This window comes from Trinickia sp. Y13 (assembly GCF_029522115.1).
GTDB lineage: Bacteria > Pseudomonadota > Gammaproteobacteria > Burkholderiales > Burkholderiaceae > Trinickia.
On the sequence record NZ_JAKWFK010000014.1, the window covers coordinates 90,619 to 114,451 of the forward strand.

The 23,833-nt window shown below is 65.7% G+C and carries 17 protein-coding genes and 1 pseudogene; 4 read left to right on the forward strand and 14 right to left on the reverse strand.

What is annotated here, in order from left to right; translation table 11 throughout:
• Positions 1 to 30: 30 nt before the first annotated feature.
• The 3 genes from MMB74_RS21885 to motA form a co-directional block, all read right to left on the reverse strand.
• Entirely contained in the window at positions 31 to 1,182 is a 1,152-nt protein-coding gene (locus tag MMB74_RS21885; RefSeq protein ID WP_277430757.1) for a DegT/DnrJ/EryC1/StrS family aminotransferase, read from the reverse strand.
• Between the two features lie 144 nt (positions 1,183 to 1,326).
• On the reverse strand, positions 1,327 to 2,313 hold the full coding sequence (gene motB, locus MMB74_RS21890) for a flagellar motor protein MotB (RefSeq protein WP_277430758.1): 987 nt from the start codon (positions 2,311 to 2,313) through the stop codon (positions 1,327 to 1,329).
• Positions 2,314 to 2,325: 12 nt separating this feature from the next.
• On the reverse strand, positions 2,326 to 3,204 hold the full coding sequence (gene motA / locus MMB74_RS21895; protein WP_277430759.1) for a flagellar motor stator protein MotA: 879 nt from the start codon (positions 3,202 to 3,204) through the stop codon (positions 2,326 to 2,328).
• Between the two features lie 656 nt (positions 3,205 to 3,860).
• On the opposite strand from motA, the gene MMB74_RS21900 reads away from it, so the two are divergent.
• The 3 genes from MMB74_RS21900 to MMB74_RS21910 all read left to right on the forward strand — a co-directional run bounded on the left by MMB74_RS21900 (position 3,861) and on the right by MMB74_RS21910 (position 6,608).
• Positions 3,861 to 4,073, forward strand: a complete 213-nt coding sequence (locus MMB74_RS21900; RefSeq protein ID WP_277430760.1) for a hypothetical protein — start codon at positions 3,861 to 3,863, stop codon at positions 4,071 to 4,073.
• Positions 4,074 to 4,171: 98 nt separating this feature from the next.
• Entirely contained in the window at positions 4,172 to 4,912 is a 741-nt protein-coding gene (locus MMB74_RS21905) for a FadR/GntR family transcriptional regulator (protein ID WP_277430761.1), read from the forward strand.
• A gap of 481 nt (positions 4,913 to 5,393) precedes the next feature.
• The gene (locus MMB74_RS21910) at positions 5,394 to 6,608 is read left to right on the forward strand and encodes a porin (protein WP_277430762.1); all 1,215 of its coding nucleotides are present in this window, start codon (positions 5,394 to 5,396) and stop codon (positions 6,606 to 6,608) included.
• Between the two features lie 146 nt (positions 6,609 to 6,754).
• Here the strand turns inward: MMB74_RS21910 and MMB74_RS21915 are convergent, their stop codons facing one another.
• Positions 6,755 to 8,974, reverse strand: coding sequence for a LamG-like jellyroll fold domain-containing protein (locus MMB74_RS21915; protein WP_277430763.1), 2,220 nt, complete (start codon positions 8,972 to 8,974; stop codon positions 6,755 to 6,757).
• Positions 8,975 to 9,208: 234 nt separating this feature from the next.
• Between MMB74_RS21915 and MMB74_RS21920 the strand changes: the two are divergent.
• Positions 9,209 to 9,313 (forward strand): annotated as a pseudogene (locus MMB74_RS21920) (transcriptional regulator); the annotation flags it as partial.
• 12 nt (positions 9,314 to 9,325) lie between these two features.
• Here the strand turns inward: MMB74_RS21920 and MMB74_RS21925 are convergent.
• From MMB74_RS21925 to MMB74_RS21970, 10 genes are all read right to left on the reverse strand, one after another.
• Positions 9,326 to 10,219: a hypothetical protein gene (locus tag MMB74_RS21925; RefSeq protein ID WP_277430764.1), complete on the reverse strand. Its 894-nt coding sequence runs from the start codon at positions 10,217 to 10,219 to the stop codon at positions 9,326 to 9,328.
• Positions 10,209 to 11,708 carry a D-alanine--poly(phosphoribitol) ligase gene (locus tag MMB74_RS21930; RefSeq protein WP_277430765.1) on the reverse strand — a complete coding sequence of 500 codons (1,500 nt, stop codon included), beginning with the start codon at positions 11,706 to 11,708 and terminating at the stop codon, positions 10,209 to 10,211. The genes MMB74_RS21925 and MMB74_RS21930 overlap by 11 nt, the downstream gene beginning before the upstream one ends.
• Before the next feature lie 9 nt (positions 11,709 to 11,717).
• Positions 11,718 to 11,990, reverse strand: coding sequence for an acyl carrier protein (locus tag MMB74_RS21935; protein ID WP_277430766.1), 273 nt, complete (start codon positions 11,988 to 11,990; stop codon positions 11,718 to 11,720).
• Between the two features lie 28 nt (positions 11,991 to 12,018).
• On the reverse strand, positions 12,019 to 13,653 hold the full coding sequence (locus MMB74_RS21940; RefSeq protein WP_277430767.1) for an MBOAT family O-acyltransferase: 1,635 nt from the start codon (positions 13,651 to 13,653) through the stop codon (positions 12,019 to 12,021).
• A 12-nt stretch (positions 13,654 to 13,665) separates the two neighbouring features.
• Complete coding sequence (locus MMB74_RS21945) at positions 13,666 to 14,847, reverse strand: cell division protein FtsQ (protein ID WP_277430768.1); 1,182 nt, start codon at positions 14,845 to 14,847, stop codon at positions 13,666 to 13,668.
• Entirely contained in the window at positions 14,844 to 15,860 is a 1,017-nt protein-coding gene (locus MMB74_RS21950; RefSeq protein ID WP_277430769.1) for a twin-arginine translocation pathway signal, read from the reverse strand. Before MMB74_RS21950 ends, MMB74_RS21945 begins: the two co-directional genes overlap by 4 nt.
• A gap of 76 nt (positions 15,861 to 15,936) precedes the next feature.
• Positions 15,937 to 16,647, reverse strand: a complete 711-nt coding sequence (locus MMB74_RS21955) for an alginate O-acetyltransferase AlgF (protein WP_277430770.1) — start codon at positions 16,645 to 16,647, stop codon at positions 15,937 to 15,939.
• A 116-nt stretch (positions 16,648 to 16,763) separates the two neighbouring features.
• On the reverse strand, positions 16,764 to 19,385 hold the full coding sequence (locus MMB74_RS21960; protein WP_277430771.1) for a tetratricopeptide repeat protein: 2,622 nt from the start codon (positions 19,383 to 19,385) through the stop codon (positions 16,764 to 16,766).
• Positions 19,382 to 21,568, reverse strand: a complete 2,187-nt coding sequence (locus MMB74_RS21965; RefSeq protein WP_277430772.1) for a glycosyl transferase family protein — start codon at positions 21,566 to 21,568, stop codon at positions 19,382 to 19,384. The genes MMB74_RS21960 and MMB74_RS21965 overlap by 4 nt, the downstream gene beginning before the upstream one ends.
• A complete protein-coding gene (locus MMB74_RS21970; protein ID WP_277430773.1) occupies positions 21,565 to 23,787 on the reverse strand; it encodes a cellulose biosynthesis cyclic di-GMP-binding regulatory protein BcsB in 2,223 nt (740 codons plus the stop codon). Before MMB74_RS21970 ends, MMB74_RS21965 begins: the two co-directional genes overlap by 4 nt.
• Positions 23,788 to 23,833 lie beyond the last annotated feature (46 nt).

Here is a 23,833-nt window from a genome sequence, read left to right on the forward strand (position 1 = left end):
TGCGCCGATGAGGTCCTGAGTTTGCAACATTCACTGGGCTTGCGCGACGATTGCAGCGATCCGCTCGACCTGCTCATCGCGCAGCGCCGGATAGAGCGGCAGGCAGAGCACTTTGAGCGCAGCCTCGGTTGCCACGGGCAAATTGTCGCGGCTCGCCGAAGGCAATCCCCGATACATGGGAAAGTCGGAAATCAACGGATAGAAGTAGCGTCGCGCGATGACCTCATGCGAGCGCAGCAATTCGAACAAGGCATCGCGGCTCATCGGATATTCGCTCTCGATGAGAATCGGAAAGTAGGCGTAGTTGGACGCCGTCTCGCCGGCGGCGTCCAAGCACCGGATGCCCTGCACATCGCGCAACAACTCGCGGTACATCGCGTCGATCCGCTTGCGCCGGGCGATTGCTTCGTCGACGTGTTGCAGTTGCAACAGACCGAATGCTGCGTTGATCTCGCTCATCTTCCCGTTGATACCGGGCGCGACGACCGTTAGCTCGTCGACATAGCCGAAGTTCTTCAAGTGATCGATGCGCTGCTTGGTCTTCGCGTCCGGACACACGATCGCGCCACCTTCGAAGGTATTGAAAACCTTCGTTGCGTGAAAGCTCAGCACCGACAAATCGCCGTGCCGCAGCAAGCTACCGCTTTCAGTCTTCACGCCGAATGCGTGCGCTGCGTCGTATATGACGCGCAGATTATAGATATCCGCAATCTGCCGAATCGCCTCGACGTCGCAGGGATGACCGTAGCAATGAACGGGCATGATCGCCGTCGTCTGCGGCGTGATGGCAGCTTCGATCTTTTTCGGATCCAAGTTGAGCGTGTTCGGATCCACATCGACGAACACGGGCTTGATACCGTTCCACAGCAGCGAATGTGCGGTAGCAACGAACGAATATGGGGTTGTGATCACTTCGCCCGTGATCCGTAACGCCTGCAGAGCAGTCACGAGCGCTAGCGTGCCGTTCGCGAAGAGCGCGAGATGTTCGACCCCGAGGTACTCGCACAAGGCGTCTTCCAGTTGCCTGTGAAACGGGCCGCGATTCGTCAACACCTTGCTGTCCCAGATCTTCTCCAGATAGGGGATGAACTCGCTCAGCGGCGCCATGTGCGGCTGAGTGACGAAGATGCGCTCGTCGGCTTCGGGGGAAACCACACGAATCGGGGAGGCGGCAGAGCTCATAGGGCGGTTCACGGCGATGTTTCAGGAATTATCCGCCCCCGTGGCTCAAGCAAAGCGGTGAGATGAAGGGGGAAGGCGGTCTATTTCCGGTGATTGGCCTAGTCCCAAAACAATCGTCGTCCCGTCACGGATCAACCTGCGTCCCTACGAAGCCCCCACCCCCGCCCGCCGCATCGCCACCGGCTTCACCGCATTTTCCAGCGCAGGGCCCGCAGGCGCCGAATCATCGATCGACGTCGCCCGTCCGCCATCGCGGAAGAACGCCTGCTCGGCCGCCCGGTTCATCACCAAAATGCTGATACGGCGATTGGTCGGCGCATTCGGATCGTTCCCCTGCAGCGGCTGCACATCGGCCAGCCCCCTCACTTGCAGCACTTTATCGAGCCGCAACCCGCCCGTGACGAGCGCGCGCCGCGCCGCGTTGGCCCGCTCCGACGACAGCTCCCAGTTCGTATAGCCGTCCTCGCCGCCGCCGTACGGTACGTCGTCGGTGTGGCCCGCGATAGAAATATGGTTCTCGACATCGTTCAGCGCCCCGCCGATCTGCGAGAGGATCGTCACCGCATACGGTTGCAGGCGCGTACTGCCGAGCGCGAACATCGGCCGCTTCTGTGAATCGACGATCTCGATGCGCAAGCCCTCGGCCGTGATCGAAATCCGAATCTGGTCCTTGTACGCATTGAGCGCTGGCACATGCTCGATCAGCGCCGTCAACTTCTGCTTCAGTTGCTGAAGCCGCTGCAGATCTTCCTGCGTAGGCTGCGGCGTGGCAGGCTGCGATGCCGGCGCATTGGGCTGCGTCATCGCTCCAGCGCCGGGCCGCGTGTCGGAAATATCGCGTCCACCGCCCTGCACGACATTGGACTGCGTCGCAGTGGAACTCTCGTTACCCGAGAACAGCGCCGAGAGCGGCGTGTTGAAATACTCGGAGATCCCTTGCTTCTCGTACTTGGAGGTCGATCCGAGCAGCCACATCAACAAGAAAAACGCCATCATCGCCGTAACGAAGTCCGCATAGGCGATCTTCCACGCGCCGCCGTGATGGCCTTCGTGATGATCGCCCTTCTTGCGCCTGACGACGATGCTCATCGGCCGCTTGTCGGCGGCCTCTTTCGAGAGTCTGTCACCCATTGCCTATCCTGCTCAGGAAGAGGTGGCCGGCTTCGCGACCTTCGTCGCGCGGACTGTGTCGTCGAGCTCCTGGAAGGTCGGGCGATCGTTCGTGAACAGCACCTTGCGGCCGAATTCGACTGCCACCGACGGCGCATAACCGCTGAGCGAAGCGAGCAGCACAGCCTTCACGCATTGGAACGGCTTGGCAGCCGCGCGGCCCTTGGCATGCAACAGATCGGCCAAGGGACCAACGAACCCGTACGACAACAAAATGCCGAGGAACGTGCCGACGAGCGCCGCCGCGATCATCTTGCCAAGCACCGCGGGGGGCTCGCCGACGGAAGCCATCGTATGCACGACGCCCATCACGGCCGCCACGATACCGAATGCCGGCAACCCGTCGGCCATCTTCTGCAGCGCGTTGGCGACGACCGATTCTTCAGCATGGTGCGTCGTCAACTCTTCATCCATCAGATCCTGCATTTCGAGGACGTTGATGTTGCCAGTCGACATCATGCGCAGATAGTCGGTAATGAAGTCGAGCAAATGATGGTCGCCGGATATCGTCGGGTACTTTTGAAACAGCGGACTCTGTTCCGGTGCATCGACATCGGCCTCGAGCGCCATCATCCCTTCCTTGCGGGCCTTTTGCATCAGCTCATAAAGCAGCGCGATCAACTCCAAATATTTGGCCTTGTCGTAGCGCGGCCCTTTGAAGCAGGCGGGCAAGCTCTTGATGGTCTTCTTCAGCGTAATGACAGGGTTCGCAACGACGAACGCACCGAATGCCGCGCCGAAAATGCACAGCAACTCGAACGGCTGCAGCAACGCGAACAAATGCCCGCCTTCGCCGACGAAACTGCCGATCACGGCCCCGAGCACCAAGACCCATCCAATTGCCACAAACATAATCTCTCCCAAAGCTCCAAGCTGCGCCAACGCGCCGGCCGTCCGCTCGCGAGCGGTGCGACGAACGGATCGTTCGTAGTCCTATCGATTGTTCAAACGGAAACAGCTCGATGAAGGCGGTCGATTTTTACCGATCGCGGCCACACGACGAGGTCTGATATTCGTCCATGCCTGGCTAACGGCGCAAACGCGCGTAGCTAAAGAGCGAGATGACACTGAATTAATAGGGACGCAGCTAAAGGGCGACGATAAATCGGTATCGATGACCGATCTCGCGGTGCTTTGATTTCGATCAAATCGTTGAGGCGAAATCGCGGTAGGAATCGGCGCATCGTCGGCGACAGGACTTGACGATCATGGCTAGCGGCGACGATCGAGCGCCTCGTCAATGGCACGAATCGCAGCGCTAGTAAGCCGCGACGCACAGCCAATATTTGCCCTGCACCGTGCCGATCATGAAGAAGCGTCCAATTCGCGAACGCGCACGTTCATGGCCTGCCGCAAGCGCAGCTTAATCGCTCATTGCCGCCAGCACGTCCTCGGTCCTGCGCACATGCCCGGGCCGCGGAAAGAGCAACTGTCCACAACCGGCCTTCAGGCCGAGTCCCGGCTCACCGGCCTGAAGGCCGGGGTTTCAAACCGAGGCTAGATTTACGATGAAAGCCGCCCAAGCGCATGTGCGAGCCGCGGTGATCCAGCAACTCATGAAGGCCGCGGTCGCGATGCAGGCGGACGCCTCGCTGCCGCATCGCACCGCGATCATCGACGAGTTGGGGCGCTTAATGCGCCTCTATTTGGACGATACGTTTGGCGGCGCCGAGGCAGGCAGCGGTGCTTCGGCAATCGCGAAAACGCGTAATCGCTCGTAACGGTGCGCGGCCCAACGCGCCGCGCACGTCGTTCATCCGACAACCACGCGGCTATAATGGGTGCGATTCCGTACCGAGCCGTCTCCAAGAGGTAACCGATGTCCGCATCGCCCCTCGCCGCCCCGCCGCGGCGCGCCCGCAATCTGGCTGAATTCGTCGTTAGCCGATTGACCGAGCAGATCGAAACGAGCGCGCTCAAGCCCGGCGACAAGCTGCCCACCGAATCTCAGTTGATGGAGACGATGCATGTGAGCCGCACCGTCATCCGTGAGGCGATTTCGCGCTTGCAAGCCGCTAAGATGATCGAAACGCGCCACGGCATCGGCAGCTTCGTGCTCGAATCGCGCGCGTCGAAACTCGACATCGAGATGATCCCGGCCACGACGCTGCGCGACGTGCTCTCGATTCTCGAGTTGCGCATCAGCCTCGAAACCGAATGCGCCGGGCTCGCCGCGCAGCGCGCCCAGTCGGACGATATCTCGCGCATCCGGACGGCGCTCGATGCGTTGAACGCGTCGCGCGACACGGGCCGGGCCAGCGTCGATTCCGATTTGAAGTTTCACCTCGCGGTCGCCCGCGCCACGGGCAATCGTTATTTCATCGACATCCTCACGCAACTGGGCACCGCCTTGATTCCGCGCGAGCGCATCGATTCGGCCGGGATCGCCGACGAAGACCCGCAAGCTTATCTCTCACACGTCAATCGCGAGCACGAGAGCATTCTCGACGCCATCGCACGGCACGATGCCGAAAGCGCACGCGCCGCCATGCGCATGCATCTGTCGAACAGCCGCGAGCGGCTGCGCCGCGCCTACAAGCGCGCGAGCGGGAACGATTAGCGCCGCGTTTTAGGGCCCATTCACACTAATTTCCCGCTTGCGCGCGCCACCCGCTGGCCCGCGCGCGCGAAAGCGTTGCAACTAGCCGACACCCCATAGCATGCGCGAGCGGCGCGGCGACTCGCACCTCGGTCGAGCCGCATCCCGCGCGTCGGCGCCCGTTCGCGCGAGCAGGGGGCGGTGCCACCCAGCCTTCGCCGGTGCTCCGTGCGGCGCTGGCGCAAGCCCAACGGCGGGCAAAAATCCCGTCCTTCCTTGCCCCACCAAGTCGTCGTACAACTCATATAGCAGACGTCGTCGTTCGTCTGCCTGGGAGTTTCCCTACTAAATATCGCTCCGTTCCCTGGTAACAATGCCTCCTGCCGCCAGTTGTACGATGACGTATGAGATATCTCTCCCGGCGACGGCGGCAAAGCGAAATTCGGGCGCGCGGCGCTGTGCCGACGCCGTTGGGAAGCAGCGATCAACCACGGAGACTCAATTGAACAAGCGCGTATTGAAACTGTCGGCCCTCGCTCTGGCTGCCGGCTTGGCAGCGGGCGCGGCGCAGGCGCAGACCAGCGTCACGTTGTACGGGATCGTCGATACGGGGATCGGCTACCAGAGCAATCAGGCGCCTGCACTGGGCGCGACGTCGGGCGGCAAGGCCGCGACGAGAATGATCAACGGCATCTGGTCGGGTAGCCGTTTCGGTTTCAAGGGTGGCGAGGACCTGGGCGGCGGGACGAAAGCAGTGTTCCAACTCGAAGAAGGCTTCAACAGCGCGACGGGCGGACAAAGCGTGAACGGACTGGCGTTCAACCGGCAGGCGTATGTCGGCCTGAGCAACGCCCGCTACGGCACGCTGACGTTGGGCCGGCAGTACACGTCGTTTTATACGCTGCTGTCTCCGTGGAGCCCGACGACCTGGCTGACCGGCGCATTCGGAGCACATCCGGGCGATATCGATTCGTTGGACACGAACTATCGTTCGAACAACTCGATCGTCTACACGTCGCCGACCTTCAGCGGTTTGACGCTGAGCGGTTCGTACTCCATGGGCGGCGAAGCGGGCAGCTTCAACGCGGGTTCGACGTGGAGCGCCGCGGCGCAGTATAAGAACGGACCTCTCGGCATCGCCGCGGGCTTCCAGCGCGTGAACAATTCGGCCGAGGGCGGCGGTGCTTGGGGCTCGTTCTCCACCGTCAGCAACAACGGCAGCCAGCCGGCCGTGTCGGCGGTGAACAACGGTTATCAATTCGCGCAGGCGCAGCAGCGGATAGCCGTGACGGGCGGTTGGCAATTCACGCCGTCGTTGGATGTTTCGGTCTCCTACTCGAACGTGCAGTACATCCCGGGCGTGAACTCGCGGTTCGCCAGCGAAGCCGTGTTCAATACGTACGGCGCGGTGCTGCATTGGAAGGCGACGCCCGCGTTGGATCTGGCCGGCGGCTATAGCTACACGAAAGCATCGAAGGCCAACGGAGTGACCGACGGCGCGCAATACCACCAGTTCGTGCTCTCGCAGTATTACTCGCTGTCCAAGCGCACGGCGTTCTACGTGCTCGAAGCCTTTACGCGCGCGAACGGTCAAACGCTCAATGCCGCGGGCGGCGTGATCAATGCCACGGCCACGATCGGCGACGGCTTCAACGGCACGCCTTCGGCCTCGCGCAACTTGTTTGCGGCGGGTGCGGGCATCATCCACCGTTTCTAAGTCTTTCAGTTTTCCGAGGTAGAAGAGAAGCAGTGTTGAACGGCTATCGGCGGGTTTTCCGCCGATAGCCGCTTTTTTTCGCTCACCGAACTTCATTCGCGCTCGCAAAGCGTTCGATGATGGCGGTTAATCTGCGGCTCGACGTTTCACCCCCCTTGCATAAGGGCCGCCACTTGAGACGCCGCCATCGCGCCGCGATAGAGGCGAAAATCGTCGATCGCGCCGGCGAACAAAGGATCCCCGCTCCATTGCGAGCGGCCGATCCAGTTTTGCGCCGTCTCACCAATGCGCCACGGAGCGAAGATGAAATCGCTGGAACTGTTGACCGCTGCGCCATTGACGTACAGCGTCGCCGTCGTGCCCGATAGTGTGACGGCAACGTGCACCCACTGGTCGAGCGGGAGCGCGGCCGTGCCGTCGAGACGCCGCTCGCCGTGTGGCCCGTTGGTCGTGATCGCGAAGCGTACGGCGCCCGCCGAACCCAGCGGCGTCAGGAACATATAACGGCCGGTGCCGGCGCCGAAATCGAACACGCGCGCCCACCGGTCCGCACGTCTCCAATTGATCCATGCCGCGATCGTGAAATCGGATATGTCCGCAACGATGTCATCGGGCAAGCTGACATAGCCGGTTGCGCCATCGAGCGAAACCGCGTTGCCGATTTTTCCTGCAACCTGCGTCGCGCCGCCCACGAGCGTGCCCGTATGTCCGTTGCCCGTGGCGTCAGCGGCCACGGTTCCGCTCGCTTCGTCGAAGCCGAGCAGTGTGTGCGCTGCGAGCGCCGTCGCCGCGGCCACCTGTGCACTGCTGCCGCTCTCACCGGAAGCCGTCGCAGCCGTAACCACGTAATACCAGGTGCCCGGGCCGGGATTATCGATGTAACTGAGCGGATCGACGATGCCGGAAGCGACGACGCCGTAGGGACCGCCGGATGTCGCGGCGCGCTTGACCGTGTAGCTCGATGCACCCGCCACGCCCCACCACGACAACACGACTCGCCCCGCTTCGGGCCACGCCGTGAGCCCCGATGGCGTCGCCGCCCCCGCAACCGCGTCACGCGTGCAAGTCAAGGTGCCGTAACCGAGTTGATCGAAGCCGCCGCTGGTCGAACCGTAATTGCCGCCGCCCCCTTCAGGCTGGATCGCAAGCGCGAATTTCGTCGACCACGGCGCGGCGATGCCCCTGCGGTTCACGTAGTGGTTGTATACGAGCGCCCAACATGGCCGCACGGTCCCCTGGCTAGCGGTCGAAAACGCGGACTGCGTCACGTCCACATTCGAGTAGGTGGCGTAGGGCACCGCGAGATACGTGCCGTCGGGCTGCACCAGATTCGCCTTCGCCACGTACTCGGCACCCGCAAGAAAGCGGTTGTTGTCGTGCCCGTAGGCGTCGATGCCTTGATTCCACGCCATTTCGCAGATCACGCCGCCCAAGGCGATGCCAAGCGTGTTGTGACCCTGGTCGCGGCCGCTCTCCTGCCATTGGCCGAGATAGCCCGGATGCATGTAATAGACCGCCTGTGCGATTGCGCCGTTGCCGGGGCCGTTCAGGAAGTAGTTGATGCCCGAATCGAACAGCGTGCGATCGTCGCAGAGCACGCCGATCGCCATCACCGAGGCGATGTTGCACAGATCCCAATTCGCCCAATAGTGCGTAATGTCAGTGCCGTTATGGCGACTCAAGAAGTCCGCGTTAATCGGATAGAAGATGTTGCGCATCATGCTCTGGAACGCCGCGAAATCGGCCGGCGCCCAACCCGCGTAGCCGCGCATGATCTCACCGGCGTTGGCGAATTCGTAGCCGTAGATGCCGGCCGCGAGATCGACGTTCGTATCTCCGCCCAAGCGTTGCAGCGTAGACGACCACGCATTCATGATCTGCACGGCCTTGTCGGCATAGCGTTGATCGCCGCCGACTCGCCAGCGCAATGCGCATGCATAGGCGGCGGCAATATCGTTATAGAGCACGGGATAGTTTTGCGGAACGCTACCGCCGCGATCGACTTCGACTTGCGGGCGCGGCGACCACGACAGGCTCGCATGGCCATTCGCAATCAGGACATTCCAGCCATCGATCCAAGGCGGCGTTTGCGTAGAGACTTTCAGCGCCATGCGGTCGAAATCGCCCTGCGTGTGCAGCAGACCAGGGTGTACGAACGCACCACTCGCAACGATATCGGCTTCACCGGTGGCCGCGTGCGTCAATGCACGGGCCGATGCCGCGCCACCCGCTGCGGAACGGCTGAGCGACACCGCGGAGCCCGACTCTCCGCCCCCGCATGCGGCAAGCACCATCGCGCCAAGGCTATAAAGAAAGGTTCGCCGAGAAACATCCGGCGTCGAATCGGTCGTTTTCGTCTCGTTCATAGAGGTCCGTGTCGGAATCGTTGCTGCGGGCCATTGCAGCGATAGTCATACCGTTGCCTGCAGGTATCGATGCACTTACGCACGCGCCACGCAAACGTTAGCGCGCGCAGCAACGCTGCATCCACACGCTGCGCCAGCGTCATCGATTGTCGCATTAATGGGTTAACAGACGTGGTTTAAGGACCCTCGATAGTCCCATCCACCAGATAGGCATGCCCGGCATCCATTCCTCCGCAGCTTGAAAGCTCGTTCTCCAGCGAAAAGCATTCGCCCTCCTTCGCCACGCTGCGTAAGTACGCGGCCGCATGCGGCAAACGGCTGGTCATCGCCTTCGCATAGGTTCCGGCGCCGTTAATGCCGCGACTCCGCAACCTCGCGCACGAGCGCCGACGAAACATAATGCGGCCCGTCGAATAGATAGACGCGATACCCGCGATAAGCCCGAAGCTGCGCCCTCAACTCGCTCGCGCTCGCCGCGCGCACCCCTGCTCCCGGCAATCCGCGAAACGCCTCCGCAATGATTCGCACACGCTCGGGCCCTAAGCGTTCGGCCAACGCGTCGGCATAGGCCCGCGCCACCGCGGGCACACGCACGTAGTCGCCGCAACCATCTTGGAACAACACGCCGACATCTCGCGGCAGCCATCGGTCCAGCCAAGCCGCGAGTGCGGCGCCCCCGACGTTCGAATTGTCGTAGACGCTGATCCACAGCGGCCTGGGCAGCCGATCGAGCAACGGCGCAAGCGATGCAGCATCGCGCCAGGTCGGATCGACTTCCACCGGAAAATACCAACCGGCCACATGCACCGGCCATTTCACCGCCGCCAGCGCCAGAGATTGCTTCACGAGCCGCGCGGCATCGCCCCGCGCCCTCGACTCGTCGAAGCGGCCCGCCAGGCCAACGATTACGTCGTGCGCCCACGGCTCGCGGCCGATGCGTTTCCAGTCGGGCAACCGCTGCGCCGTCGGCAAGCCCGCGCCCGGCGCAAGCGCTTCGTCGTCGACCGCCGTCCATTGCACGAGCAGGTCGCGCACGCCAAGCGCGTCCCACTCCCCGTGCGGATTCATATGCGCGGCATCGGGCTGCCAGACGATTCCCTGCGCCAAGCCCGCCGCTTCGCCCCCCCGCGAGGTGGCAGCGGTGCAGCCGCCGCCGAGCCCCGCCACGGCGAACGCGCAAACAGCCGCCGTCGCGCAACGTCGCCAGCGCCTTGCGCGCATGAGCGTCGATACCCTATCGCCCATGACTGCGCACGAGCGTGTCCGTCATCGAATGCAGGTAATCGTCGGCTAAACGCGCTCGATCGATTTTCGCGTTGACGGTCAACGGCAGCATCCGGCAAGGGATCAACTCGGAAGGAATCATGTAGGGCGGCAGCCGCTCGCCCAAGCGCACGCGCCAATCGCCAGGCAACGCGAGTTGCGCGCCGCGCAGATCGTTCGCGCCGGTTTCGACGAAGGCCACGATGCGCGCCACCGTGCCGTCGGTGCGCCGCAGCGGCACAGCGGCGGCATGGACCCCGCCCGGCATCGCCGCGAGCGCCGCATCGATTTCCGCCAGTTCGATCCGATAACCGTGCAGCTTCACTTGATCATCGATACGGCCGTGGCAAAACAGCAGCCCATCGGCATCGACACTGCCCACGTCGCCCGTGCGGAACGCACGCTCGCTCTCGCGAGAGAACATCCGCGTCGCATTCAGATCCGCGCGGTTCAGATAGCCGCGCATGACGTACGGGCCGGCGATGCACAGCTCGCCGCCTTCGACGAAGACTTGCCCGCCGCGCCGTGCGAACCCGATCGGCAAGCGCTCGGGATGCGCGGCGAGCACGGCGTCGTCGACGACGATCCACGTCGCCGCCACCGTCGCCTCGGTCGGACCGTAGGTATTGATGATGCGTGCGCCGGGAAAGCGCTCGCGCAACCGCCGCGCCAGAGAAACGGGCAGCATCTCGCCGCAAAACAAAAACGTGTTCAACGCGGGTAGCGCAGCCTGGGCGAAGCGCGGATCGAGCAATTGCTGCTGAGCGAACGACGGCGTCGAGACCCACGCGCTCACCCGCGCGAGCGCGAGCTTGTCGATGAAGGCGGCCCCCGGCAGGCTGGCCGCGCGCGACATCATCACGATCGCACCGCCCGAGCTCAACGTGCCGAAGACTTCATACATCGATAGGTCGAAGCTGAACGGCGCCTGGTTCAGAAAAACCGGCGCCGCGCCGAGGCCGAAGTCGGCCGCCATCCACTCGGCCAACGACAGCACGCTCTCGCGGCCGATCTGCACACCCTTGGGCTCCCCCGTCGTGCCGGAGGTAAAGAGCACGTAGGCGAGATTTTTTTCCCGCAACGACTGCGCACGATCCGGCGCCGGTTCCCCCTCGCCCGCCCAATCGAAGCGGTCGAAGCTCGCTCGACGCGCGTCGAAATAGACCGATGCGCCAAGCGCACGCGCGATGCGCCGCATACGCTCGTCGGGATAGACGGTGTCGATCGGCACGAACGGCGCCCCGAGCATCAACGCGCCCGTCATGGCGACGAAGAAGTCGGCTTCCTTGTGTCCGCGCACGATCACCGGCACGTCGCGCGCGATGCCGTGTGCGATGGCCGCATCGCACCAGGCGAGCGCCGCTTGCTCGAGCTCGCGCCAACTGAGCGTGCGCTCCGCCGCGACGACAGCCGGCGCGTCGGGACGCAGATGGGTTTGGACGAAGCGGCTTTGCGCTAGATCGAAGTGCATCGCCGCCGCCTAGTGAAACGCGGGGGCCGACGGGTTCGCCCCGTCCGCGCCCTGAGCGGCGATGAACGACGCAAGCGCGGTCGCGCTCGCGAGGTGCTCGGCAATCTCCGTCGGCGGCACCGACACGCCGAACGCCATCTCGACCCGCAGCACGATCTCGACGGCGAGCACCGAATCGACGAGCCCCGATTCGATCAGCGGCGCATCGGCGTCGATGCTTCGCAACACGACTGATTCGACGAGCGCTTGGACGCGTTCGAGCAATCCGTTTTCTGTTGACATCAATCGAATCTCCTTCAAGACAGGTCGATCAAAACTGGAAATAGAGAAAGCGCGTTTCGCCATGCAACTGCGCGGCGCATACGAGCAACACGAGCACGATCGCGGTCGTCCAGCGCCAGGACGGCGACCAGCGCCAACGCGGCGCAACGGTGTCGGCGGCGCGCTCCAACGCCGGCGAGAACCGGCCCATCCATTCGTGCGAGTTCGGCGCGAACCAAGCGATCGCGAGCAGCAGCGCGAGCTGCGGCGCAGGCATGCTCCGGCCCAACGCCAGCCGCAACCAGCCCGCGATGCCGCCGCCGTCATCGATCGAGGGCCACGCGGGCGGCGCGAACCCGTGCAAACCGGCCATGCCTTCGAGCATCGCAAGCGCATCGCCCACCCCGTGCGCGCGGAAGAAGACGAACGCGACTAGCGCGGCAACGAAGGTGATCAGCACGCTCGCGACGCGCCACGCGTGTGCTCGCACCTTCGCCGCTTCCATCCCGGAGGCCCGAACCGCGGTAGGTCCTGCGTCGGCATGGCACGACTGACGCCAATTGCGCCAAGCGTGATTGACGGTCAAATAGCCCGCATGCAGCAAGCCGTAAATGAGGTATTGCAGCCCGGCGCCGTGCCAAATGCCGGCGAGGCCCATCGTGTAGAACGTCGGCACGGCCACCGTGGCCGCGAAGCCCATCGGAGAGCGCTGCGCGGCACGGCCGATCGGCCGGCCCTGCTGCGCGCGGCGGCGGTTGATCCGCATCGACAGCGGGTAATACAGGTAAGCGGTCAAGTAACGCGTGAGCGTGATGTGCCAGCGCTGCCAGAAGTCGATGATGCTGGCCGCTTTGAACGGAGAATTGAAATTGAGCGGAAAGCGGATGCCGAAGAGTTTGGCAAGACCCACCGCCATGTCCGAATAGCCCGAGAAATCGAAGTAAAGCTGCAGCGCGTAGGCGAGCGCCGTGCCCCACGCGGCCCAGCCGTCCAACGCCGCCGGGGCCGCGAAGCCCGCGTCGGCGTAGGCGGCGATCGGATCGGCCAGCAGCAGCTTCTTGGCGAGCCCCATCGCGAACAAGCTCGCGCCGATCGAGAGGTTTTGCGCACGCAGCTTGTACGTCTGCGCTTGCGCGAACTGCGTCATCATCTCCTTGTGATGCAGGATCGGTCCCGCGATCAGATGCGGAAAGAACGTGACGAACTGTACGAAGCCGAGCGCGTCCGATCGTTTGACGATCCGCGCGCGGCAATCGAGCAGATAGCCGATCTGCGTGAACGTGAAGAAGGACACGCCCAGCGGCAGCACGACGCCCGATGCATGCTGCGCGAGCCAGCCTTGTTGCGAGAGCCCGCACCATTGCACCCACGCACCGGCCATCGCCGCCCAATACTTGTAGCGCACGAGCACGGCCAGATCGACGCAGATCGCCACGGTCAGCCACATGCGCGCGCTGCGCGAGCCGGGGGCCGATGCCAGGATCGCCCGGCTCATGCCGTAGTTGAATGCGATCGACATCGCCAGCAAACCGATGAACGCCGGCGCCCACGCGCCATAGAACACGAGCGAGGCCAAGCACAGCCAGAACGCCGCCAGGCGCGGCGAACGCGCGCCCGCCAAGTAGTAGAGCGTCAATGCAATCGGCAGAAACAGCGTCAGGAAGATAAACGAGTTGAACAGCATCGACGCATTCCCTCAATGACGTTGGATCGACATCGGCAAGGCCGCCACCGCTGGGCCCGATGCGATAGCGGCGGGCGAAGACAGCGCGTCTTCCGACATCTCCCAGATCACCACGCGCACGCTGGACGGCCAACTCGCGCGCTTGGCCCAGATCGCCGCGAGTGCACGGTCGAAGCGTCCATCGTCTTCGCTCACGTTCCATACCTCGCGGCCCAGCGCTCGACCAAGCCGGTCGGCAAAACTGCTGCGTCGCGAGAAGGAACTGCCGGCCAGCAGCACCTGCGCAGGCGGGGTGTCGTCGAGCAAACCGCCCGAGGCTACGGGGCGGATCGTTTCGGGCATTTCGATGTCGGGTCCGGGCCGCCAACTGTCCGGGACATTGGCAAGGCCAGCGAGCCGCAGCAAATCGCCCACGCGCGCATGCACGCCCGATTCGTGCTCCACCGTGAATCGCGTATCGCCCCGCGCACCCAGGAACGGCTGCGCCGCGGCTGCAACGGCGTTTGCGGCCGCTTGCGCGCCGCGCCCGTTCCAATGCACGTCGGTGCGATAGAACGCGGGGCGGGCGGCCGTCAAGGAACCGAGCAAGTCCACCTGCACGACGCCCGCTTGCGCGAGCGCTTGCCGCCACGCTTGCCAGCGGGCAGTCATGCGCGAGTCCTGGCGCAAGCCGCAGAGCGCCTGCGTCTCGACGCGCGCTTTGTCGGGGACGGTCGCGACGACGAGCGCAATGCCGTCGCGGCGCAAGGCGTCGGCGTAGCGATGCAGCGTAGCGATCTGTTCGCGCATCGCCTCGTTCACAGGCGGCGTCTCGGCCACCGACGGCGCAGGCTGCAAGCCATCGGCGTAGAACAGCCAGCCGGGGCAGCCCTCCCGCACTTGCGAGCCCAGATCGCCAAGCACGCGGTAGCGCAGTGCGGCGCTCGCGCGGCGCAGCCCGGCGGCGTAGGGCACGTCGATGGCGCGATCGATGCGGCGCATCGCCTCGCCGTTGCGCCATCCGGCGGCATCGCCGAGCGCCGACGCCGGATCGCTCTTTGCGCGCGTGACGAGCGAGGCGATGCCGAGCGCGAACGCACCGGCGAGCAAGGCCGACATGCAAGCGGCCATCGGGCGATGAGCACGATCGGTCTCGGCCGCACGCGGCGCGCTTGCCGCGACGCGGCCGCGGCTTTCGGCGACGGTCTCGCTCATCGCGCCAGCGCCGTGTCGATGCGATCGAACCAAGCGGCTTCGGCCATGATCGAGGAGGCGTCCCACTGGCCCGAGGCGCCCGGGCCGTACGCCATCTGCCCTTCATTGAACTGCCACACGATCGCCTGCGGCTTTTGCTGGGCGAACGCAGGGGATTCGAGGTAATCGAGCAGCGTCTTCCACGGCCCCGTATCGCCGAACTTCCAGGTGAGCCCGACCGGGCGCGCCAGCGCATGCGAAAGCCGCTGAGGAAAGCCGAGATACGGCTGCACCATGCTGTTGCCGACCACCTGCACCACTGGGGCGGCATCGGCCAGCAAGCCGGCCCCGTCTGTCTCCTCGCGCACCACGAAGCGGTCTTTACCGATGGCGCGCTTGCGATCGGGCGGCAGCAGCGCCGCGAGGTCGCCGTAGTCCATCTCTTCGGTCCACTCGCCCAGCTCCCTCGGCTCGTCCTGCTCGCCTGACAACGGGCCGGCTGCGGCTAGATGCCGCGCCGTCGCATCGGCCGCCGCCTCGGCCGTATGCGCGGACCAATGGTAGTCGGCGCGAATATAGGTGCTGTCCTCGCGCGGATCGACGTCCGCGAGCGCGGCCACGGCATCGACGAAATCGAGTCCTGCCTGCCGCGCGTGGGCGAGGATCGCCGCGTAGCGTTGCGCGACGCTCGTCGAAAGCGCAGTGCCGTCCGGCAGCTTGTCGGCAGCGGCGCGTGCCTTCAATGGCGCGACCACGATCGTGCAACGCACGCCGTGTGCGGTGAGCTTGCCCACGGCCTTGCCGATCAAGTCGACCACGCTCAGGCACGCAGGCGTATCGTCGGCCGTCCAGCTTTCCCACGCGGGGAACAACCAGCGGTCGCGACCCTCGATCACGCCCTGCGCCGCGCGCGCCATGCGGGGCATGAACGTCAAACCGGCGGCCAACGGCGCAGCGGCCAAAGCCAACAACAAGCGGCGGCGGCGCGCGCAGATGGCGGCGCCCGGGTCGTGGGCGAAGTAGATGGGTCTCATCGGCAAATATTCTTGTGGGTGGATTTCAAAAAGAGCGCAATCGTCGTTGGGCGGGGCAGCGCCAGGCTCGAGTGCGTCAGCGCCCGCCCGGCCATTCGAGCGTATCGGGCACGCCGCCCAGCACCGGGCGCGCGGCAGTGCCGGACAGGATCAAGGTGTAGCTGCGACCGGCAGCCAGACGCGGGAGTGCGAACGGCGCGGAAACGGCCTCGCCGCAAACGGCGACCAAGGTCGCGGCGACCGGGTTGATCGAGCGCGCCGCGGCGTGCGCCGGAGCGACGCGATCGAAGACGACCGCGCCGGCATTGCGCTCGAGCGCGACCTTCCCGTCGCATCCATCGATGAAATTGAACAGCCGCAACTGCGCGCGCAACGCGTCGGCGCTTGCCGCCGGCGCGGCGATCGGCAGTGCTCGCCAGCCGCGTGCACCGTCGCGCTCGATCGCCACGGTGATCGTCGAGCCCGCCGTGTCGCTGCCCGCCACCCGTGCGGCGGCAGCTTCTTGCGCCGCCATCGCGCCATCCACCTCGACACCGAGCGGCGTGCCGGGCCGCACGACGTCGAGCGCGGTCGCCGCGCCGGGCGCGAGTTCGATCGGCCGCGCGCCGCCCGGCAGTGCAACTTTCGCGGCGCGCGCCGAAAGGTTGACGACGCGAAGATATGTGGCGTCTGCCGGCGGTTGGGGGCCGTATAAGCTCGCGACATCGTCGGCAGCCGCGATAGCCGGAATGGGCGCGGCGGCAATCATGGCCGTCAGGGCGAGTGCGCGCGCACGGCGAGTTCCCATGCCGGGTTTCTGTTTCGAGTATTCGGTTCGGGTTTCGGTTCGGTTCGTCATCGCAAGGATCGCAATCGTGGTTCGAATCATTTGAGAACGAGCGGCGAGGCTCGAATGGGCCGCCTTCAATAAGAAAACACCGCGCTGCAAAACGCGCCGCGCGCACGGTCGTCGCCGGTCACCTTCCAGCGGTACTGGACCGAGAGCTGGACCGATGAGCGCAAGGTGTCGTATTTGCCGTCGCGAAATCCGTAGCGCAGGGTCACGCCTACGCCCGCGCCCACCGGCACGCTGCCATCGACGCTCGTGTCGTAATCGGCGCCGAGCACGGCGTAAGGAAACACCGTCAAGCGCGGGCTCACGCGGTCGATTCGGTAGCTGCGTCCCGCCTCGACGACCGCCGTCGCGTAGTTCGATTCGTGCGTTAGGTAGCGGCCGCCTTCCGCGTAGACCGACAACGTCCACCACGACGGCACGTCGACGCGCCGCTCGATGCCCCTGCCGCCCGAGTAGGCGAGCCGTGCGAGCCAATCGCCCTCGGCCTGCGAGCCGATCGGGACGATCCGTTCGAAGGCGGCGATGGCGTCGACGCTTGCGAACGGCTTGCCGCGCACACCGAACGCGGCCTCGAGCGAGCTTGCGCCGCTCGCCCCGCCGCTCGAGACGCCGAAGCTCTCATAGCCGCGTGCGTAGAGCTCCAACATGCGATCGCCGAGACTGCCGAGCGGACGCCAGTACGCCTCCGCGCCCGTTTGCCAGTTGTTGCTCGCGGTAGAGGCCGGCGTGCTCGAATACCCCGGCTGCAGTCCCGCGCCGCGGTAGTCCAGCGAGACGTCGAAGCCCCATTTGCGCGTCGCCTCCGAATGCGCGGCCCGCAAGCCTTCGAGTTCCTGCGCCGCTTCGGCCTGCGCGGCAGCGGCCTTTTGCCGACGCTTGTCTTGAACAGGAACGCGTGGCTGCTTATCGATGGCGCTCGAACGCGCGGAAGCGGAATCGGAACCGGGAACGTGAGTTGAAGCCGAGGCTGGGGCGAGCGCGTCGATCGCGCGCTCGAAGTAGCGCGCCGACTGCGCATCGCGATCGGCCGCCGCCGCGGCATAGCCGGCGTCGGCGAGCGACAGGCCGGCCAGCTTGCCCTGCGCGTCGGCGTGCTCGAACGCGGTCAACGCGTGCGCATCGTCGCCCGCTTGGCGCGCGACATAGCCCGCCTGCAGCGCGGGCAGCGAGTCGAGCAAGCCGTCCTCGATCAGGCGGCGCGCTTCATGGGTGGCCTCACGCGTCTGCCCTGCCTCTTCGAGCGCGTCGATCAATGCCGCGCGGTGCTGCGCACTCTGGGGTGCGGCCGCCACCGCTTCGCGCGCATAGCGCACGGCTGCGCGCTTGTCGCCCCGCTCGCTCGCGGCATCGCGCGCACGGCCAGAAGCAAACGCCGGATCGGCCGGCCATACGTCGCAGCTCGCGCCGAAGTCGGGATCGTCCTGGCAGTCGGCGATGGGCCGCACTGCGCTCAACGCCGGCGCCGTCATGTTTGCGTTGCCGAGGAGCCTGCGCGCGCGGCCAAGGCGCTCTGCGACGAGCGCGTCGGTATCGTCGCCAAGCGGCGGCATCGCCGAGAGCCGATCGAGCGCATGCTGCGCCTGGCCTTGCGCCATCCAGATGTCGGCCGCAATCGCGCGCGCGCTGTTCCGTGTGGAGCGTGTGGCGTCTTCACGGCGTAACGCCGCGTCCAGATCGGCGTCGGCGAGCGCGAGACGTTGCTGCTCGGCGCGCGCGAAGGCGCGAAAGACGAACGGCATGACTTCCGTGTCGTCGTAAGCGATGGCGTCGCTGGCCGCTTGCTCGAGGCCAGCCCAATCGCCCGCCGCAATCAAAGCGTCGAACAAGGCGACGCGATAGTCGATGTTGTCGGGGGCATAGGCCACGGCTTCGCGCGCCGCGGCAGTAGCCTCGCCCAAGCGTGCGCCTTGGCGTGCGGCGAACGCGCGGTGCGACGCCTTCGGCGCCATGCCATTGCCGATGAAGGTGCGCCGCAGCCTGAGGTCATCGCTATCGCCGAAGCGTTGCACCGCTTCGACATCGGCCTGCCATGCGAGCGCGTCGTTGCCGGCCGCGCTTGCCGAATCGATCAGCAACAGACGCAAACGCAGCACGTCGGGCCGCGCCGCGATCGCACGCTGCGCCTCTGGCACGGCGTCGGCATAGCGCTTCTCGCCGTAGGCGCGATACGCCCGCCCCGCGGCTTCGAATGCTTCGCCCGTCAAGACATCGCCCGGTGCGCTCGGCCGCAGCGTGCGCGGCCTGGCCGCCGCGGCAACCGCGTCGATTTGCGCTCGGCGCTTGATCAAGGGACGGCGCGGCCCCAAATCGCCGATCGCCTGACCGAGCACGGCGCTCGCCGCGCCATAGCGGCGCTGGGCCGCGAGCGTATTGGCTAGCAGCAATCTGAGTTCAAGCACGTCGGGGCGCTGACGGATGGCCTCTCGCGCGAGCGCTTCGGCCTGTCGGTAGTCGCGCCGTTCGAACTGCGCGTAGGCTTGCTGCGCCACGCGATAGGCAGCGCCACCCAGCGCCGGCGGTTCGACGTCGCGCTCGCTCGCGTGCCCCGCCGCTGCCGCGAAGATGGTATAGGCAAGGCAAGCCTGCGCCATACGCCGCAGGCGCGCGGCACGACAACCCGGCAACGAGAACGCTCGCGCCGTGCACGCCACGGCCGCCGTAGGTTGATGAACGTTCAAGTCGCGGCTCATGAACTCGCCCCCGACAAGCTGCTGAGACGGCGCTGCTCGTCGACGACGCGCTCGATCGCTTCACGCGAAACCACGCCGCGCGCGACCATGAAATCGCCGATGCGGCCATGGCGGTCGGGATGGTATTCGGTCAGGGCCGCTTCGAACGCTTGCCGGCGCACGAACCCGCGCTCGATGAGCAAATCGCCGATGAGCGGGATGCTGCGCAGCGCAGAAGCTTGCGGTTGTGCTTGCGGTTGTGCTTGCGGTTGCGCCTTTGCTCGCGGCGCATCCTCCAAGCCTCCGCGCAGCCGCCTAAGCCCGAATGCGATCTCGCCCTCGCGCACGATCCTCTGCTCCACGCTCGCGCCGATTTGCGCTTGAAGCTGCGCGAGCAAGGCGTCGCCGAGCGGGCTCGCCGTCAACACGACCGCGCGCCCGGCCGCATCGAAACCTTGCGGCAACACGCGCAAGCGAATGATCGTCTCGAGCGGCAATTGTCCGCGATGGCGTTCGAGCGCATCGGCATCGAGCACTCCGCGTTCCAACTCGGCCTGAAATGCGATGGCTTCGGCCAGGGTCTCGTCATCGAGCCAGCCCTTGGCCATCAGCACGCGTCCCAGCGGCGCTTCGCGCGCGTGCGCCTCATCGAGCGCGCTACGCAGCTTCTGCGCGTCGATGGCCTGCCAGGAGATCAAGAGTTCGCCCAAGCGTTGCCGCCGATCGACCAAGCCATCGGCGGACGGAAAATCGTGCATCGTCTTGTCCCAAGCGAGCCGCTTGCCGGTCGCCATATGCACGGCGAACAAGCGCCAGGCGCGCGCCACCGCCAGAAAATTGATGAAGTTCGCGATTACCATGCGCGGAGCGGACAGCAAGCCATGCTCCCAGCCATATAGGCGCGTCACGAAGTACATGCGCTGCACGGCGCGCAACGCCAATGCGACGGCATTGAACCAAAGCAATGCGCGAAACCAGCTGGCATCGGCCAGCGCAGAGGCCGCGAACGGCGGCGCCATGCCGAGCGCATCGGCCAGGGCGAACAGCAGGAATTGGGCGACGAGGACATAAGCGAGCATGCCGACGATCGCCGTCACCGTGCCTTTGCGATCGCGCAGCAACAGATAACGGTTGGCGAGCGAACCCGAGAACCCGGTTTGACGCCAACCTTGCAAGCCGATGCCGAGCGTCCAGCGGGCGCGCTGCCGATACGCCGTGCGCAGCGTGTCGGGGAAGAACTCGCGCACGCAAAGCGGCATCGCCAACGTGAATTCGCGCACGGGGCCCAACCCGAACCAAGTCTTGCGGCGCGCGGCGAAGGTGACGGGAAAGCGCGCAAAGATCGACTGCATGCCGAGCTTGGCCAAGCGCGTGCCGACGTCGTAGTCTTCGGTGAGACTCTCGGTGTTGAACGGTTGATTGTTCGTCTGCTCGCTCAAAGCGAGCAGTGCGCGCCGCGAGAAGCAGGTGCCGACGCCCGCCGACGGCACCGCGCCAGCGAGGCTCTCGCGCACGACGAGATCCTTCGCATGCCATTCGGCGAATTCGTCCATATACGTACCCGCGACGAGCTCGAACCAATGGCGCTCGAGCGAGGCGACGGGCAGTTGAATCATGTCCTTGCGCGGCAGCAAGTAATTGAAGAACTTCAATTCGAGCGGATGCAAGACGTCCTCGCTGTCGTGCAGCACGACGCCCGCGAACTCGATACCGCTTTCCTGCTCGTGCTTGAAAATCGCCTGGATGACCCAGTTCAAGCAATCGGCTTTGCAAGTGGGGCCGTCGTGCGGCACCTCGACGCGCCGCAGTTGCCGGTAGCGGCGCCGCATGCGCTCGACTTGCTCGACCGTGCGCGCGTCGTTGCGATAAGTGCCGACGAAGACGACATAACGCCGGTAGTCGAGCACGCGCACCATGTCTTCCAGCATCGCCGCGATCACGTCGTATTCGAGCCAAGCGGGCACCATGATCGCGATCGGCTGCTCTTCGCGCACATGCAGTTGCTCGACGGTCAGCGCGCGGTAGCGCCGCTTCACGGTGAAGTGCCGATAGATCTCGCGCGACCAATACCAGAGATCGACGAACAAATCGTCGAGGCTCGAGACGAAGATGACGACCGCGACCACGGCCGAGAGCGCCTCGAGCATCGTGAAATAGCGGCTCATGGCATAGCCGCCGTACCACTGCAGCGCGACGAGGCTCATCGCTCGCCGTCCTTGGCCCGATGGCGGCGGCGTTCGATGCCCGCGATCGCCACGAGCGCGATCAGAAAGGCGACGATGCCCGCGGCGACGAGCCACGGCAAGCGACGCGAGAAGACATCGGCGCGCGTGCTATCGGTAACGACCTCGCCCGGATGACGCGAATCGAACAACCGCGCTACGCCATTCGATGCGACGAGGGCAACGTCCCCGCGCACGAGGCGCAAGGTGGCCGGCAGTTGCGGCGCCTCGCGGCCGAGCGAGCGATAGGCGATGCCGGTGGCGCCGTTCGAGTGCGCGACGTCGATCACGGCAAGGTTCGACAAACCGGACACATCCGCATAGACGCGCCCCGATGCATCGACGAGCTTGAGGCGATCGGCGGACCATTGCGCGCGGGCGTCCTCTTGCTGCAACGCTACGTCGGCAGCGAGGAACGGCCCGCTCGGCGCGGCTGCCGCGCCGTCTTTCACGACGGCGAGCGTGGCGCGCGACGGCGCGAGGCCGGCAGCGTTGACCAAGCGCGCGAGCCGCGGCAATGCCTCGGTTGCATCGTCGAGATAGGCCGCGGGCACGAACACGCTCGCGGCCGTGGCAAAGCGCGGCAGCATGCCGATGAAATCGTCCTCGACGGCGGCGCGTGCGAGCGTCAGATGACTCGTCGGCAGCACGGCCACCGGATACCCTTGCGAGCGCGCCTCGCAGCCGCCGTCGGGGCGGCGCTGAAACACGACGCGCAAGACGTTGGTCGGCGCCAGCGCGAAGCGCGGCACGTGCGCGACGATCGTCTCGGGCTTGCCGTCCTCGCGAAGCATCTTCGAGCCGATCAGCACGCCGTTGAAATACACGGAAGCGATGTCGCCGTCGTGGTGCGGCGTCGGTGCGGCCGCGAGGTCGAGCACGACGTCATCGGGTAGCTTGCCGCTGCCGGCAACGGCCGACAGATCGAAGCTCGCGTCCCACATGGCGCGACCGAGCACGTCGAGCGTGCGCGGCTCGCCGCCCAGCGCGGAGAGCGCGATGCGATCGGCCTCGGGTGCGAGCGCGTCGTCGAGACGATGCACGACGTAGCGATCGGCGAGCCCGACGGCGCGCCAGTCTCGCGCGAGCGCTTGCGCCGCGCTCGCATCGCCTACGACGATGGCCGCTTGTCCCGGCAAATGCGCGACGCGAATCTCGCCCGCTGCGAGCGGCTGCTCGATGGGTGCAAACACCCGCGCGCGCCAAGCATCGAACGCGACCGCCCCCGCGGGCGAGACCGCTGCGATCTGCGTGCGCAGCGCATCGAGCGCCGCACGCGTTTGCCCGCGCAGTGCGTCGTCGGCGATCACGACATCGGGCGCGAAGGCCTGGCGCGATGCGAGCGTCAGGAGCGCGCCCGCCATCGCCGCGTCGGAAAGCTTCACGTCGCCGCCCGCGGCAAGCGCGGCGAACGCTGGGACCGCGCGCAACGCAGTCGGCACGTCGGCCGCATCGACTTGGGCCGTCTCACCCACCGCGGGCCACACGCGCGTGACCGGCGCCCGCCCTTCGCGTTCCATCAACGCTTGCACACGCCAGGCGGTATCGAAGGCTGCTTCGCCGACATGCCGTCCCGAGATCGCGACGACGGGTGCGAGCGGCAATGCGCTCCACGCCGTGCGCACGTCGGTGATGGCCTCGGGATCGAAGCGATAGGAGAGCCGCGAGCCAGGCGCGACGCGCAACACGTTGCCGATGGCCGTTTGATCCGTGCAGAGCCGATCGTCGATCACCGACGCCCATTGCAGGCCGACGCGCACGAAGCCGCTCGGCCGCGGCGCCCCGTCCACGCCGATGCGCGCCTGCGCATCGCCTTGCGCTTGCGGGAAGCTACGCGCGAGCACCGGCGCGCCGTCGAGCGACACGAGCAGCGTTTCGCGCCCGCCGTCGGCGTGCAGGAAGCCTCCATCCAGTTGCAGCGTCGCATCGGAGAGCGGCACGCCGGCCGGAACCGGCAGATACAGTTCGTGGCGCGCGTCGGGCGCCGACAGGACGATCGGCTCGCGCACGCCCAGGTCGGAAAGCGCCACGTTGCGTGTCGTCACGCGATGCTCGCTCAGATGACGAAAGGCGTCTGCGATGCCGCTCGCCGACGCATCACTCGCGGCGGCGCGGACACCATGGGCGAAAACCAGGAGGGACGCGGCGGCAAGCGCGAGGCGAAGGCGCACGGCGGTGCGCGCGGAGGGATCGGAGGTCACGATAATTCGGTCGGTTCGGTTCAGTGCTTTGAATGCGTGGAAGAAG

Coding starts and splice junctions, on each gene's coding strand:
- MMB74_RS21885 (WP_277430757.1), bottom strand. CDS start 1,182: ATGAGCTCTGCCGCCTCCCCGATTCGTGTGGTTTCCCCCGAAGCCGAC.
- motB (WP_277430758.1), bottom strand. CDS start 2,313: ATGGGTGACAGACTCTCGAAAGAGGCCGCCGACAAGCGGCCGATGAGC.
- motA (WP_277430759.1), bottom strand. CDS start 3,204: ATGTTTGTGGCAATTGGATGGGTCTTGGTGCTCGGGGCCGTGATCGGC.
- MMB74_RS21900 (WP_277430760.1), top strand. CDS start 3,861: ATGAAAGCCGCCCAAGCGCATGTGCGAGCCGCGGTGATCCAGCAACTC.
- MMB74_RS21905 (WP_277430761.1), top strand. CDS start 4,172: ATGTCCGCATCGCCCCTCGCCGCCCCGCCGCGGCGCGCCCGCAATCTG.
- MMB74_RS21915 (WP_277430763.1), bottom strand. CDS start 8,974: ATGAACGAGACGAAAACGACCGATTCGACGCCGGATGTTTCTCGGCGA.
- MMB74_RS21925 (WP_277430764.1), bottom strand. CDS start 10,219: ATGGGCGATAGGGTATCGACGCTCATGCGCGCAAGGCGCTGGCGACGT.
- MMB74_RS21930 (WP_277430765.1), bottom strand. CDS start 11,708: ATGCACTTCGATCTAGCGCAAAGCCGCTTCGTCCAAACCCATCTGCGT.
- MMB74_RS21935 (WP_277430766.1), bottom strand. CDS start 11,990: ATGTCAACAGAAAACGGATTGCTCGAACGCGTCCAAGCGCTCGTCGAA.
- MMB74_RS21940 (WP_277430767.1), bottom strand. CDS start 13,653: ATGCTGTTCAACTCGTTTATCTTCCTGACGCTGTTTCTGCCGATTGCA.
- MMB74_RS21945 (WP_277430768.1), bottom strand. CDS start 14,847: ATGAGCGAGACCGTCGCCGAAAGCCGCGGCCGCGTCGCGGCAAGCGCG.
- MMB74_RS21950 (WP_277430769.1), bottom strand. CDS start 15,860: ATGAGACCCATCTACTTCGCCCACGACCCGGGCGCCGCCATCTGCGCG.
- MMB74_RS21955 (WP_277430770.1), bottom strand. CDS start 16,647: ATGGGAACTCGCCGTGCGCGCGCACTCGCCCTGACGGCCATGATTGCC.
- MMB74_RS21960 (WP_277430771.1), bottom strand. CDS start 19,385: ATGAGCCGCGACTTGAACGTTCATCAACCTACGGCGGCCGTGGCGTGC.
- MMB74_RS21965 (WP_277430772.1), bottom strand. CDS start 21,568: ATGAGCCTCGTCGCGCTGCAGTGGTACGGCGGCTATGCCATGAGCCGC.